The organism is Polyangium jinanense (assembly GCF_028435265.1).
Lineage (GTDB): Bacteria > Myxococcota_A > Polyangia > Polyangiales > Polyangiaceae > Polyangium > Polyangium jinanense.
This window is the reverse complement of record NZ_JAGTJK010000026.1, coordinates 114997-129009: the sequence shown is the minus strand read 5'-3', so window position 1 is coordinate 129009 and position 14013 is coordinate 114997. Positions and strand designations below refer to the sequence as shown.

General features: G+C 67.4%; 7 protein-coding genes. 2 read left to right on the top strand and 5 right to left on the bottom strand.

The genetic code is table 11. The features are described from left to right. Positions 1-280: 280 nt before the first annotated feature. Positions 281-1162, top strand: a complete 882-nt coding sequence (locus tag KEG38_RS34570; RefSeq protein WP_272424518.1) for a LysR family transcriptional regulator — start codon at positions 281-283, stop codon at positions 1160-1162. A 2-nt stretch (positions 1163-1164) separates the two neighbouring features. On the opposite strand, the gene KEG38_RS34565 is transcribed toward KEG38_RS34570, so the two are convergent. Both KEG38_RS34565 and KEG38_RS34560 read right to left on the bottom strand, forming a co-directional pair. After that, positions 1165-2178 (bottom strand): zinc-binding alcohol dehydrogenase family protein, encoded by a 1014-nt coding sequence (locus tag KEG38_RS34565; RefSeq protein WP_272424517.1) that lies wholly within the window; start codon positions 2176-2178, stop codon positions 1165-1167. A 119-nt stretch (positions 2179-2297) separates the two neighbouring features. Further along, positions 2298-3074, bottom strand: coding sequence for a DUF72 domain-containing protein (locus KEG38_RS34560; protein ID WP_272424515.1), 777 nt, complete (start codon positions 3072-3074; stop codon positions 2298-2300). A 93-nt stretch (positions 3075-3167) separates the two neighbouring features. On the opposite strand from KEG38_RS34560, the gene KEG38_RS34555 reads away from it, so the two are divergent. After that, the gene (locus KEG38_RS34555; protein WP_272424514.1) at positions 3168-7727 is read left to right on the top strand and encodes a HEAT repeat domain-containing protein; all 4560 of its coding nucleotides are present in this window, start codon (positions 3168-3170) and stop codon (positions 7725-7727) included. A gap of 877 nt (positions 7728-8604) precedes the next feature. On the opposite strand, the gene KEG38_RS34550 is transcribed toward KEG38_RS34555, so the two are convergent. The 3 genes from KEG38_RS34550 to KEG38_RS34540 all read right to left on the bottom strand — a co-directional run bounded on the left by KEG38_RS34550 (position 8605) and on the right by KEG38_RS34540 (position 13927). Then, on the bottom strand, positions 8605-9054 hold the full coding sequence (locus tag KEG38_RS34550) for a hypothetical protein (protein WP_272424513.1): 450 nt from the start codon (positions 9052-9054) through the stop codon (positions 8605-8607). Positions 9055-9263: 209 nt separating this feature from the next. Next, positions 9264-10844: a DUF2357 domain-containing protein gene (locus tag KEG38_RS34545; protein ID WP_272424511.1), complete on the bottom strand. Its 1581-nt coding sequence runs from the start codon at positions 10842-10844 to the stop codon at positions 9264-9266. Between the two features lie 5 nt (positions 10845-10849). Next, a complete protein-coding gene (locus tag KEG38_RS34540) occupies positions 10850-13927 on the bottom strand; it encodes a DUF8727 domain-containing protein (RefSeq protein WP_272424510.1) in 3078 nt (1025 codons plus the stop codon). Positions 13928-14013: the final 86 nt, after the last annotated feature.

Genomic DNA, 14013 nt, shown 5'->3' with positions numbered 1-14013 from the left:
GACTGGCAACGCCGTCCCTGGTCTTGCCACTGGCCTGTGGAAGAACCGCGCATCGCGCGGTTCTTCCAACCCGAGTCCAGGGCTTGCCCTGGTCCGGGTCGAGGGGCGGATAGCCCCCGCGGGGCCCCGGGGCAGAGCCCCGGCGCGGCGGTCAAGATTGCATCTTCGGCCTTGCTCGCGGGCGTGGCAGGCGCGATCGTGGCGCGGACGCACGCCGCGAAACCGCGCCGATGGCACTCGTCTTCATGCTCATGACCTTCTTCCGTATCGAAGGCGCCCCGTGAAAGACCCGCGGGTCGCCTGGGACGACGTTCACTTGTTCCTCGCCGTCGCTCGCGCCGGCACGCTGAGCGCCGCCGGCCCGCGGCTCGGCCTCACGCAGCCCACGGCAGGGCGCAGGCTCCGCGCGCTCGAAGAAACCGTTGGCGTCACGCTCTTCCAGCGCACGCCGCGCGGGTTTCGCCTCACCGAAGCGGGCGAGGCGATGTTCCGTCACGCCGAACGCATGGAGCACGAAGCCGTGGCCCTCGAGCGACGCCTCTTCGGCGAAACGCGCGAGGCGGGCGGCGTGCTTCGCGTCTCCACGAGCGAGTGGTTCGCGCGGCACGTCCTCGGCCCGGTGCTCGCCGCGTTCACCTGCGAGCATCCACGCGTGACGGTCGAGATCGTGGCCGAGTCACGCCTCCTCGACCTCGATCGGCAGGAGGCCGACCTCGTCTTCCGGTTCGTCGCGTTCGACCGCGCCGACATCGTACAGCGCCGCCTCACGCAGATTCGTTATGGCCTCTACGCCTCGCAGAGTTACCTCGATGCGCGTGGTGTGCCCGACGCGCACGGCGGCGACGGGCACGCGATCGTCACGATGGACCGCGCATTCGACGCGCTTGCCGACGTCGCCTGGCTCCGCGCGCGGTTCCCCGGCGCGCACCTCGCCGTGCGGAGCAACAGCCGCGACGTGCAGGCCGCTGCGTGCGTGCACGGCGCCGGCCTCGCGGTCTTGCCGAGGGTCATTGGAGACACGCTCCCGCTCGTGTGCCTCGACGTCGGCGAAGAGCCGCCGGGCCGCATCATCTGGCTCGGCTACCATCGCGACCTCAAGAGCCTCGCTCGCCTTCGCGCGCTCGCCGACCACGTGCACGCCTCCGTGCCGAAGACGCTCTGATTTCAGAAGCCGACGAGCACGATCTTGCCCATCGCCTTGCCGCTCTCGATCTTCGCGTGAACCTTTCTCAGCGTCGCCGCGTCGATGCGGCCTTCGCGCTCGGTCAGCGTCGTGCGGAGAACGCCCGCGTCGACGAGCGCCGAGACTTCTTCGAGCAAGCGATGCTGCTCGATCATGTCGTTCGTCTGGAAGATCGACCGCGTGAACATGAGCTCCCAGCCGACCGTCACGCTCTTGCGCTTGAACGGTACGATGTCGAAAGACTTCGGATCGTCGATCAGCACCACGCGTCCCTGCGGGGCTACGGCTTTGGCGATCGCCTCGTGATGTTTGTCGCTCGCCGTGAGTCCCGCGACGTACTCCACGTTTGGAATTCCAAGCGCAGCCAATTCTGCGTCGAGCGGCTGCGTGTGATCGATGACGTGATGGGCGCCCATGTCGAGGACCCATTTCTTCGTCTCGGGCCGTGACGCCGTCGCGATGACCGTGAGCCCCGTGAGGCGCCGCGCGATCTGGATGAGGATCGAGCCCACGCCGCCCGCGCCGTTGATCACGAGGACCGAGCCCGCCTGCGTCTTCTGGCCATACGGAACGCCGAGCCGGTCGAAAAGAAGCTCCCACGCGGTGATCGCGGTCAGCGGGAGCGCTGCGGCTTCGGCGAAGTCGAGGGATTTCGGTTTATGGCCCACGATCCGTTCGTCGACGAGGTGCTTTTCGGCATTCGTGCCGGGCCGGCCGATTGCGCCTGCATAAAAGACCTCGTCGCCCGGGCGGAACAGCGTCACGTCCGGCCCGACGGCTTCGACGACGCCTGCCGCGTCCCAGCCGAGCACGCGCGGGCTCCCGTCCGTGGACTTGAAGCTCGCGCGAACCTTCACGTCGACGGGATTCACCGAGACCGACTGAACACGGACGAGCAGGTCGTGCCCGGTGGCTTTTGGCTCCGGGAGCTCGACATCGACGAGGGCATGGTCCGCGGTGATGGGGAGGGGTTCGTAGGTGCCGACGGCCTTCATGGGGACGACTCCTTGGTTCGTGGAAGTGCGGTGAATCTTGGACATCTCGGCCCGTCGCGCGAGGTGCGTGTACGCATGCCGGCCATGCGAAAGCGCATGGCGCGGAGCGAATCGTGCCGTTAAGCCACCAGGCGTCGTGGTTCCCCCAAAAGGACCCGCGTCCTGCCGAGCCCGAGGCGGTCCGCGGCCCGCGCGAGGAGGCCGGCATCGTGGACGGCGCAGGTGTTCACGTCGTTGTTGAAAAACGCAAACACGTCGGAGGGCTCGGGCCAAACCTCGGCGATGCGTCGCGCCCATGCGCCGAGGGCGCGCGCGCCGTAGCAGGGCGCCGGGTCCGCGCTGCCTTCGTGGAAACGAACGTATCCAAAGTCCGCGGTGCGCCAGAGCGGCATCCGCAAACCCTTTCGATCCCACACACAGAGCGCGGCGCGGTGCCGGCCGAGCAGCGATTCGATTTCGGGGACGAACCACGATTCGTCGCGGAATTCGACGGCCACGCGGGCGCTTTTCGGGAAACGTTCGAGCGCGGCGTCGAGCCTACCCGCGTCGCGCTTCATGCCGGGCGGGAGCTGCACGAGCACGGGGCCGAGCTTCGGGCCGAGCGCGGAGGCCCGGTCGAAGAAGCGCGCGATCGGCTCGTCGGGGTCGCGGAGGCGCTTCAGATGCGTGAAAAACCGGCTCATCTTCACGGCGAACACGAAATCGACCGGCGTCCGCTCGGCCCAGCTCCGGAAGACGTTCGCCTCGGGGAGACGGTAAAACGTATTGTTGACCTCGACCACTTGAAAACGCTCGGCGTAATGGTCGAGCCAGCGCGCGCTCGGCAGCGTGTCGGGGTAAAACGTCCCCCGCCAGTGCGCGTACTGCCAGCCGCTCGTTCCGATGAACAGCGTCATGCGGCGCCCCAGGGGGATACGTGGGGCCGAGGGACGTCGCGACAAGCCCGCGAAGGTGCTGGATTCGGGCATCGGGCTGGGGTACGAGGCCTCGTGATCAGCGATGTGATGCGCGCCGAAGCCTCCGTCTGGATGCTCGCGACGTACAGGCCTCCGCTCACGATCCTCGCAGAACGCCTTGTCTCGGCGGACCCGGCCGCGTCGCTCGCCGCCGCAAAGGCGCTCGCGGAGCGCGTGAAAGAAGGGGACGACGACCCGAAGGCGCTCGCCGCCTGCGTCCCTGTGGACCTGTTCGCGTTGCCCCACGACGCGCAAATGGCCGTCGCCGAGCTCGCCATCGCGGGCCTGCCGATCCCGCTTCCAAAGCTCCCGACGAACCTTCCGCCGGAGCTCGCGAGCCGCCTTCGTTGCTCCGCGCTCCTCGCATCGCCCGAGCTCTTGCCGCTCGACGAGGTTTTCCCATTGGACCTGCGCGCCGTCGCGGACGCGCCCATCGAACGAGCCCTCACGTCCGGTCTCTTTCGCCGCGTGGCGGCCCATGCGCGGCCTGCGATGCACGATCAAGCGATCACCCTCGCGCGCGCCGGCCTCTCGCGTGCGCTCCTCGCGCCGGCGGAAGCGGCGGAGGTGCTCCTCGATATCGCGCGCCGCTCGTCCGAGGCGGTGGCGTCACGCGCGCTCGGGCTCCTCGCCGAGCCCTGGGCGGCCCGTTTGTCCTGTCCGTCGCTCGCCGCATGGATGAAAGGGGAGGAGGTCGCGCTCGCGGCGCTGCGCCTCGCGGCCGCGCGTAGGGATGTCGCGTGGGTGCGGCGATTCGCGACGGGCGAGGACGTCGCTCGCAGCGTTCGTCGCGCCGCCCTTGCGGCGCTCGGCGCGCTCGGCGAGGTCGACGATGTGGAGAGGGTGCTTGCGCTGGCGGAGGAAGATCCAGCCGGCGCGGGGCTCGAGGCCATCGAGGCGCTCCGTGACCTCAAGCGACGCGGGATCTCGCCCGACGAAGACCAGGCGCGTCGTGCGATCGAGCTCGTGCTCCGCTTCGAGGTGCTCTCGATCGAGGCGATTGCGGAGAGCGCGAGCAGCCGCGCCGATGTGCTCATCGGAACGATCGACGAATGCATCACCCGTGGTGCGTCGAAAGTAAGATCGGCGCGATTGCTTGCCGCATTCGGTACGCGCCGAACCATCACGCGCCTCGTCGAAATGGCGGAGCAATCCGCGGATCCGATCCTGTCGCGATGTGCGATCCGCGAGCTTGGCCGGCTGGAGGAGCGCTCGGCAGAGCCCGTCATCCTGGCAAGGCTCGACGCAGAGCCCGACGCGTGCCTGTTTGCCCTCGGTCGGCTTGGCGGGGCGGCCACCGCGCAGCGATTGCGAAGGCTGCTCGAGGAAGCACCACCGCCCTGGCTCTCGGCAGGGCTGCGTGTGCTCTTCCGGCTGGATCCTTCCCCCAGCGTGCTCGCTGCGGCGGCCGAGCACGGCGCGATTTCCGCCGAGACGCTCGATGCCTTGCAGGCCCACGGGAGCGCCGAGCAAATCGACGCGCTCGCCGCGATTGCACGAGCACCCGGACATCCCTTCCGCGCCTCGGCGATCGGAGCGCTCGGTCGCACGGGCGGGCCACTCGCGATCGATCCGCTCGCTGCGCTCTTGACGGACGGCGACGAAGAGGTCCGCGAGCTCGCCCAAGCCGCGCTGCGCACGCTGGGACAGCGCCTCGCCACGCCGGATCCGCCGCTCGCGTGCCTGGAAGGGGCAGCGGATCCAGGCGCGGCGCTCGTGGCGGAGGGCGCGCTGCGGAGGTTGCGCTTGCGGGCCGAATCCCTGGCCGAAACGACGCTCCTGCTCGACGCGGTGATCGGTTGCGACCATCCGCACCTCGTGCGGGTGGTGCGTCCGCTTCTGCGCCGGGAAAACCCCGAGATACGCAAACGAGCGATCGCCTGCCTCGCGGCCGCGGGGCCGGCTTGCGCGGCCTGGCTCCTGCCGTATCTGAGCCAAGCGTTGCCGCTCCCGGTCGCGCGTCAGGCCCTGCTCGCCCTCGGGAATGCGGCCGTGCCCGGCCTCGGTGGGGCGATTGCCGCGTGGTTGTTCCAGCCGAACATGAATTTGAAAAAAGCGGCCGCCGAGGTGCTCGCCCGGAGCCGCGATTCGGATGTGATCCCGGCGCTCGTCGAGGTGCTCGCGGTTCAGGATCAGTCGGGTCTCCGGGAACTTGCGGAGAATGCGCTCCGGGAGATCGCGGGGCCCTTTTTTCGCTCGCTGCTCGTCGAGAGGCTCGCCGCGGCGAAGGACCCGCGCAACGAAGAGCTGCTCGCATCCACGATCGCGGGGGCGTTTTCGCCGGAGGAGCTCGCCGCGTTCGTCACGTCCCGGCCCGACCTCCCACGCCTCCTCCTTCTGCACGCCTATGCCGCCCACGCGGACCGCTGCGCCGATCTGGACGCCGAGCTTCGACGTCGTGGCGCTCGCGATCGCATTCCGCGCGAAACCGACATCATACCGGGAAGCCCGCTGCGCCAGCATCTCGCGCGTGCCGATGCGCAACGAACGTTCGCCGAGCTGCAAAGGCGCATCCGCGAAGCGCCGTTCCTCCACGAACCCTCGTCCGAGCTCGTTACAAGCCTTCGCGCGGCAGTCGAACGGGCGGGCTCGCTCGGCTCCCGGCTCGCCGTGTCCGAACAGCGCATTCTCTCGACGCTTGTATCGCAGCTCGATCCCGCGACCCGCAAAGACGCCATCGCGCTGCTCGCCACGACGACGGATCCGTTCGTCTCGAGCCGCGTGATCCCCTTCGTCGATATCGACGGCGTGATCGATCCGCGCCACGCGCCGCTGCTGCCCGCGGCCCTCCGCCAGAGGGGTCCCGAGGCCGCGCGATCTCGGAGCGGCGATCCGCGCCCCGACGTGCGAGCGCAGGCCGCGCGCGTGCTCCGGCTCGCAGGGGAGGGGACCCTTGCATTTACGCCCCTGAACGAGCGGCCCGCATTGCTTCGCGCCTGGATCGACGGGGGACACGAAGACGACCTCCTCACGGCGCTGGAAGGTCGGGACGCGCTTCCGCTCGCGGAGGTGGCGGCGCTCGTGGCCGAGCGCTCCGGGGCTGCCGCAGCGTGGGCGCTCGTGCAGCGATGGGTCGCCGAGCGTCCGGCCGAGCGAGCGCCGGCCCTCGTGGATCTCGCGTTTCTGGGGGAGATTGCAACGCCAGCGCTCCGAGAGCTCGTGCAGGGCGAAATGCGCGGCGAGGTTCGTCTGCGCGCCATCACGGAGCTCTCCCGCAGGCGCCATGCAGACCCCACGTTCCTACGGCCCTTGCTCGCGGATGCGCACCCTGGCATCCGTGAAGCTGCGGCGGCGGCGCTACTTCGCGCAGGCGATCGTGACGATCGCGCGTACGTGCTCGGCGCATGGATCCAGGGAGCGTTCCGCGGGTCGTTCGTGATGACGCTCGACGAGCAGGATACGAACGCCATTGCAAAGGCCGTCGCCGATGCGACCACCGAAGCCGCAGAACTCCACCTCTTCGGTCCCGTGGCCTCCTTGCCCCCGGCATCCCGCATTCCGCTGCTGCTCGTGCTCCTTTCGTCGTCGCATCCCCGGGTCGCCGGGGCGGCCCGCGATGCATTACGCTCACTCGCCGCAACGCACGTTTTGCCGCATGTCGAAGCCCGTCTCCGCGCCGGGGACCTGTCCGCGCTCGATATCGTGGGCGTCGCGGGCGCTGTCCCCAGGCTCCTCGCGGACCTCGCGCGCACATCGGAGGCCCCCGCGACGTGGATTCGCTTCTGCCTGCGCGCCGCGGGCGCTGGCGTTCTCTATGCGGCCGACCTCGGCCCCTCGATTGCGGCATGGGCCTCTTCGGACCCATCTCCCGCGGCGCTCTCGCTCCTCGCACGCCTCGCCGATTGGTACGACGAACGCCACGCGCGGATGCTCTGCGATGCCCTCGAGCCTGCGCTCGGGAGCGCGCATCGCGACGCCGTGCTCGGTGCCATTCTCGATGCGCTGCGTGATCAACCTCCCGAGCTCGTTGCGCGGGTGCTCCCGGCCATGGTGCGTCCCACCGATACCACGGCCCTCGAGCTCCTCGCCCAGGCGGAAGCACGATCCCCCGGCCTCGTCGACCTCCTCGACCTCACGTTGCGCGCCGCCGTGGAGCGCGCGCTCGACACGGCGCTCGATACGGCGGACCCGGAGAATGCGCGCCGTCTCCTCACCTATTTCGCAGGCCGCGCCGAGCGCCCCTCCGAGCGCGAGCGTGTCCTCGCCTTGCTGGAGCGGCACGTTCGATCCTCCTCGCGCCGCGTGAGCCTTCACGCCCACCGCCTGCTCCGCACCCTGGCCCCGCGCGACCGTTATCTCCGCGCCACCCGCGCACTGCTCGACGACCCCGATCCCACGACCGTCCGGCTTGCGATCCGCGTCCTCGCATTCGGCGGCGACACAGCGTCCGCCGCGGAGATCGCGGATCGCTTGTTTCATATGAATGCCGGCGTTTCGCGGGCGGCACGGGAAGGGCTCCTCGTGCTCGGGGAGACGGCCGTGCCGCCGCTCTTGCGCGCCCGGGGTCGCCTGCGGCCCGATCGCCGCGCGGCGATCGACGCCGTGATCGACGAGATCCGGAGCCGTCTCACCGCTGGAAAAACCGCGCGTTGATGACCGCATCGGCTGCGTCCCGCCCCGCGTGACGCCGGAGGCGCTCGGGCGGCTCCGCGCGCACGCCAGGCGTCGCGCCGGGGCGCTGCCCCGGGCCCCGCGGGGGCTATCCGCCCCTCGACCCGGACCAGGGCAAGCCCTGGACTCGGGGTGGAAGAACTGCGCGATGCGCAGTTCTTCCAACAGGCCGGTGCAAGACCAGGAAGGCGCGTTGCACGCTGGCGACGGGCACGTTGCCTGTTGAATCGTCAGCGCCGCGGTCTCGATGGGCGGGGTCGTCGCTGGTTTTGACCTGGCCTGTTCGATGAACTGCGCGTTGCGCAGTTCATCGACCCCGGGTCCAGCCCCTGGCTGGTCCGGGTGCAGGGGCGGACAGCCCCTGCTGGGGCCTGGGGCAAAGCCCCAGCGCGGCGGCGTCGACCCGACACAGCTCGGGAAGGTCGAGGGACCTTCGCGCACGGAGCGCAACATCGACCGGGAGGTCCCGGGACCTTCGCGAACGGAGCGCAACATCGATCCGGGAAGCCCCGGGACCTTCGCGAACGGAGCGCAACATCGATCCGGGAAGCCCCGGGACCTGCGTGAACGGGTTCCCACACCGATCGGGAAGCCCCGGCACCTGCGGGAACGGGGTCGAAGACCGATGACGGAGGTCGCGGGACCTGCCCGCGCGGCGGAGAAGGGGTGAAAGACGCTGCGATGAACTGCGCATCGCGCAGTTCATCGTCCCGGGTCCAGCCCCTGGCTGGTCCGGGTGCAGGGGCGGACAGCCCCTGCTGGGGCCTGGGGCAACGCCCCAGCGCGGCGGCGTCAACATGAGACCAATGCTCAGCGCCTGGCCGTGCAATACGCGTGAGCTTAGGAGCCACGAATGGCTTCACGCCCCGTGCATCTCGTATTCGACCGACCGCCGCCCGAGCACCCGCCCAGATCTGTCGACGACCTGCACCTGCCAGCGCAAGTGCACCGTCTCGTAAAGGGAGAGCAGCACGCCCCACACCGTGTGCTTTCGCACGACGCGTGGATCGGCCCGCACGCGGAACGAGGGCGCGGTGTCATCGTTCGCCCCGAGCTCGACCGAACTGCTGGCGAGGATCTCGTCGTCGGCGTCGACGAGGTCGAGCCAAACCTCCGCGGGCGCGACCTGCCGGATCTCCTCGAGTTGAACCTGTACGAGGACGCTGAGGCCTCTTCCCAGGCTCACCTCGATGACACTCGGGGTTGCCTCGTCCTGCTCCGCGTCCTCCGGCCACCGTGACGACCTAGAAACCTTGCTCCGGCTGTGCGCCTGAGCCTTCGTCGCGAAGTACGTCTTCGGATCGCGCATGATCATCCACCCGGCCCCGTCGGGCCTCGGAAGGACCGCCCAGCCCTGCGCTGGGTGCGGATCCCCCTCACTCGTCTCCATGTGTTGACGACCCGGCTTGTTTAAAAAAATCGAGCGGGTGCTGCGAGAAAGGTGGGATGGTGTGGGCACATGGGGCTGCGTGGGCACCCTGTTGCCGGGCGCGTCGATGGCATGTGCTTCCCGGATGATCAACCCATCGGGCTCGCGTCGGGCCAGAGAAAGGTGGCAAGGAACGCCCGAAGGTCCTCCGTCGGCAAGCTCGGATCGAGAGGGAGGGCGCCAATCCCGCCCCAGATCGGAATGTCCTTTCCCTCGGCGTAGGTCACGGTTCTGGAACCTGGGTACAGGACGAACGCCCCGACGGCTTCCCGAATGGCATCGCGGTACGTGTGCATCTTGTAGAGATCCTCGCGCGCCACGGTTCGATCCCAATCGGATGGATCCTGGTCCTCCAGTTCGTCCAGGCGGTCGCCCTCGAACTTGAGTTTTGCATCGAAGATCAGCGCCTCCCAACCGCTCGATCGCTCTACGCGCACCACGATGTCGGGTCGAAGTGTCACCGAATAGGAACCCGATCGCCGCCGATAACTCGGGTTGTAGACCAATTCGACCTGGCCGTCCTGATAGCGGAGCTTCGCCGACCACGGGACCCTCCGTCTTTCTTCCTCGGTCACCGCCAGGTTTGCGCTTCCGGGCTTGCCGAGGAGCACGTCGAGAACGCGCTTCACCTCGAAGAAACACCACAATTCGTACAGGAGCGCTCCATCCTTCAGGTCGAGCAATGCTTGCCAACGATGTCGATCCTCGGCGAGCGCCGAGGAGAGCGAGAGCCGCAGGAAGTGCCCGAGGAATTCACGGTAACCTTCCCGGCGCTGAAGAACCGAGGATTGCAGCGGGACCATCTGCAACGGGCCGACCTCGCGCAGGAAGTCGAAGGAAAGCATCCAGTCGAGCTCCTCTCGCATGACGCGCACGTCGGTCCGGAGGTCGGGGTTCATGGTCTCGCGCCCTTCGAAGGCTCTCACGAGCTCCGAGGCAAACTGGAGCACGTGCAGCACGAGTCGATTCTCGTGTGTATCGAAGCTCTCCATTCGCGCGGACACGAGAACCTCCGCGGGAAACGTCGACCCGGGCAGCCGACGCCCGAGTCCCGTGCGCGAAAGGCTCGACCCAGCCGGAATGGGGACGAGACGTTCCGGATGGCTGGCCACGCCGAGGAGGCCCGAAGGGCCAAGGCTCGACGCGCGTGCAACCGGAGACCATTTCGGCTCGGCCTCCATGCACCGATGCGGAACACGTGCGATCTGGAGAAAGTGCCCGAGGAGCCCGTCTCCACGGTCGACACGCCGCATGATGTGCCGGAGGTACGCAAGCGCGTGGTAACGCACATCCGCGGACGCCGCGAGGTCGTCACGCGCGAAGGGCAGCGCGGTTGGCGACCCGTAATCGAAAGCGAGATCGGCCACGTCGGCGACCACGCCATCGAGCATCCTGGAAAACGCCGTCTCCGTCAGCTTGGCGTGCTGGACGCGAAAACGTAGCCCGCCCATCTCGGCGAGACCGACGTAGTTCTGGAAGTAGAGCGTTCCGAGCCGTCCCTCGCTGAGAGGCTGCACTTGGAGCACCGGCTCGTGGGGGACCAGCGCCGTTTCGGACCGGATGACGTACCGCCGCTGATCGTGGATCGCGAACACACCGGAAGCGTCCTGCTCGACCGCCCGGCCGCTCTTCGCCTCGCAGATCCGAATGCTCGACGCGTCCAGGGCCATCGCCGTCATTCGATGAAGGAAACGAAGCCCTGGGATCGCAGCTTTCGCAACATGCGGGCGAGCTTCTTGGCCGAGCGGGGCATGACAGGCTTCTGCGCCTCGGCACCACCGGGCGGCGCGACGGCGCCATTTTGCCGAAGCGCCCGCTCGATCCTGTCGAATTCCAGGTCGCCGTAGGGAACGTCCGAATCTTTTCCGAAGAGCGTGAAGAGCAAGATGCGGAAGAGGGGCCCGAGCAGCTTCTGTTTCGAACCGTGGAGCTTCGGCAAGAGCTTCTGGAGCACCTGGAGATCGAGTGCGTCCTCCACCGCGCCGGGTCCGATGGCCGCCATCGCGTGTTCGATGTAGAGCGCCATTTCATTCGCGACCCGGTAGCCGAAGTGCAGGTTTTCCTCGGCGAGCATATGGTTCAGCGCCACCAGTGTGTCGCGAACCTTCTGTGGAGCCCTCAGGAAATGCTCTTGCCGAGCGACCGTGGTCGCGCCAAGGGGCACGCGTCCGTCGCGCAACACGAAGCCGGAAGAGGCGCCATCTTGACCGTAACCTGGCAGATCCACCTCGTTGAACTCGATCACGTTGGCACGGTCGAGGACCTTCGGCGAGAACATGTGTGTCGTCTCGTCGATGTTGACCGTGCCCGTGATGTACACGTTGGCCGGCACTTCGAGTTTCGGGGGCACCATCTGCACGCCGTCGAAGTGGAGCGAGCAGGCCGCGATTTCATCACGCGTCGCCTTGCACGAGGCGCAGCGTTCCGGCTGCTTTCCGGTCTCCGGTTTGGCCATCGGCAAGCATCGAGGCTGGTCGTGCAGGTGGAGCGCTTCCTGCCGAAGCTCGTTCTCCTGGAGGGTGCGGGATTCCATCGCGGAGAGCAGATCGGCGAAGTAGTGCTCGACGCGCGCCAGGTTCATCTCGTCGAGGATCACGAAGTGGGGCTCGGTCCGGTCGCGGTGCGCCCGGAGAAGGAGGCTCAGGAAAGGCCGCAAGGCGTACGCCTCGGTCAGCACGTTGTAAAAGCCGAGCACCTCTTTCCCGTCGAGCCAATCGGGGCGGACCGAAATGAACTCGTGGCGGCGGACCTCCTCGGATCCAGCCCATTCCGCGACCGCCTGAGCGAGCTTCGTTTTTCCGGTTCCACTGATGCCGGACAGGATGACGAAAGGCTTGGTTCTGAAGGAAAGGAGGTACGTCGTGACGAGCTCCGCGGGAAAGTGGAGCCCCCGGGAGCGAAGGTGGTCGTAGATGCTCGCGCGTGTTGCGTCGGGCTCCGGGGGGAACAGCGTCGCGTAGAGGGACGGAGAAATTTCGGCGACCGTCGTCACCCAGCTCTCTTGTCTGGGGATCTCACGCTCCTCGATATCGAACCAGCGCACGGCCAGACAATTGGCGAATTCGCCCCGGTCGGCTCGAAATTCGGCAGGCCCGAGCACCGTACCACGCCCCACGATCTTCGATTGCCCTCGATTGGCGACGATGATGTCGCCGGGCTTGATGTCACGCGTGAAGGCCCAGACTTGACGGACGTTCGCATGGGCTTCGCTTTCGGTGTAACCGAAAACCTTGGCGAGCTGCGCCGAGAGCTCCTCTTTTGATGCGTAGGCCCGAGGATCACCGGCCTCCCCCCACCCGATGGCGATGAGTCCGACGCCGAGGTTTTCGTTCCAGAACTGGGCATTCCGGCCCGGAGCAACCTTCCAGTAGCGGCGCGTCGTCGTCGATCCCTCGAAGACTCCGGCCTCGTCGTCGTCCTCCTCGGGATCGTCGATCCCCCGCATACTCGTGTCGTAGACCGGGTTCGGAAGGGAAGGGCGGTTCAGCGTCTCGCGCAAGTAAGCAAGGACTCCAGGAGAATGACTGGAGAAAAATGGCGTCTGCCCGGCTGTTCTGGCCGCCGCGTCGAGGAATCGCATGTACGCGTCCTCGATGCGAGGGCGCACTTCCCCGAGAAGGGACGCATGAAACTGGCATTTTACGACGCCAGGGAGCGCCTTGAAGGGGCCCAACCATTCCACCCGCGGGTCCAAAAACGCACGCAGCTCCAGCGTCAGATCCGCTTCGGGAAGACCGAGCCAGATTCGTCCTTGGTAGATGCCCAGGCCGAGGCAACGCCCGACGTTGAAGTGAATCTTCTTGGAGATTCGCAACGTCACGCCCCAGCGAGCTTCGCCGCGGTCGTGGGCCCGCTCGATGGCATCGGCGAGGAACGTCAAACACGCCGTTCGCACCGCGGGATCCGGCAGAAGCAGCTCGAATCGTTCACGCGCGAACGCGGCATCCTTTCGCTGCTCGACCCGCACATCGGCTGCCTTTCCGCGCTGACGTTCGTTTCCGATCCGTACGCGATCGCTCCCACCCCCTTCGAGAAGCGTTGTCTGGATGTCACGCGCCAAGCGGCGAACGACCCCGGGACTACCAGCCAGGGTATCCCAAATGGGCCGCCCGTCCCCCCCGACACCAGCGTCTTCCGATGAACCGTCTTCGAGGCTCCGGAAATCATCGAGCCGCCACTCGATCTCCTCGGTGGAGCGATCCAGCAGCCGAGCGAGCTTTCCGATCTCCGCAGCACGAGCCTGCGGGGCGGAAACTTTGTTCTCGAAGTAAAGACCAAGCGCGAGGATGGTTTCCTCTCGCTTCCATGCACTGCTCCGCCCCTGGACGAGTTGCAGGACGCGCGCCCACTGCTCGTCCGTGATCTTGAATATCGTCCCCGATGCTTGCCGGATGATGTGCATCTTCGACAGCACCGGATCCACCATGCATTGCGATCGCAGCAGCGGGTAGAGGTACATCCTCCGCGTGAACCGCAGGCGGAGTCGAGGCTTTTCCTGGGTATCGTCGTCCTTGCCGGCGCCCACCCAGTACGAAGCGAACCTCGGGTCCTCCGGCATTTTCGTGGGAGCGGACGTCACCTTGCCGAACGCATACCCTCCGCTCCTCGGCCCGGACAGCCACAGGAGGACCTCGTCTCCGACCTGCACCTGATCGGCATACTGGTTCGCGGTCCAGGTGATCTCGTCGAAATCGATCCCCGCCTGAAGGATATTGTAGCGTGACGGATTGGCTTGGAGCGCCCAGTAGGCCATGCGGAGCTCATCCTACCGATCCCGAAGGCGAACGTCACGTATGTGAACTAGCGGCCGACCCACGAAATCCTCTACCATCCCCCTGC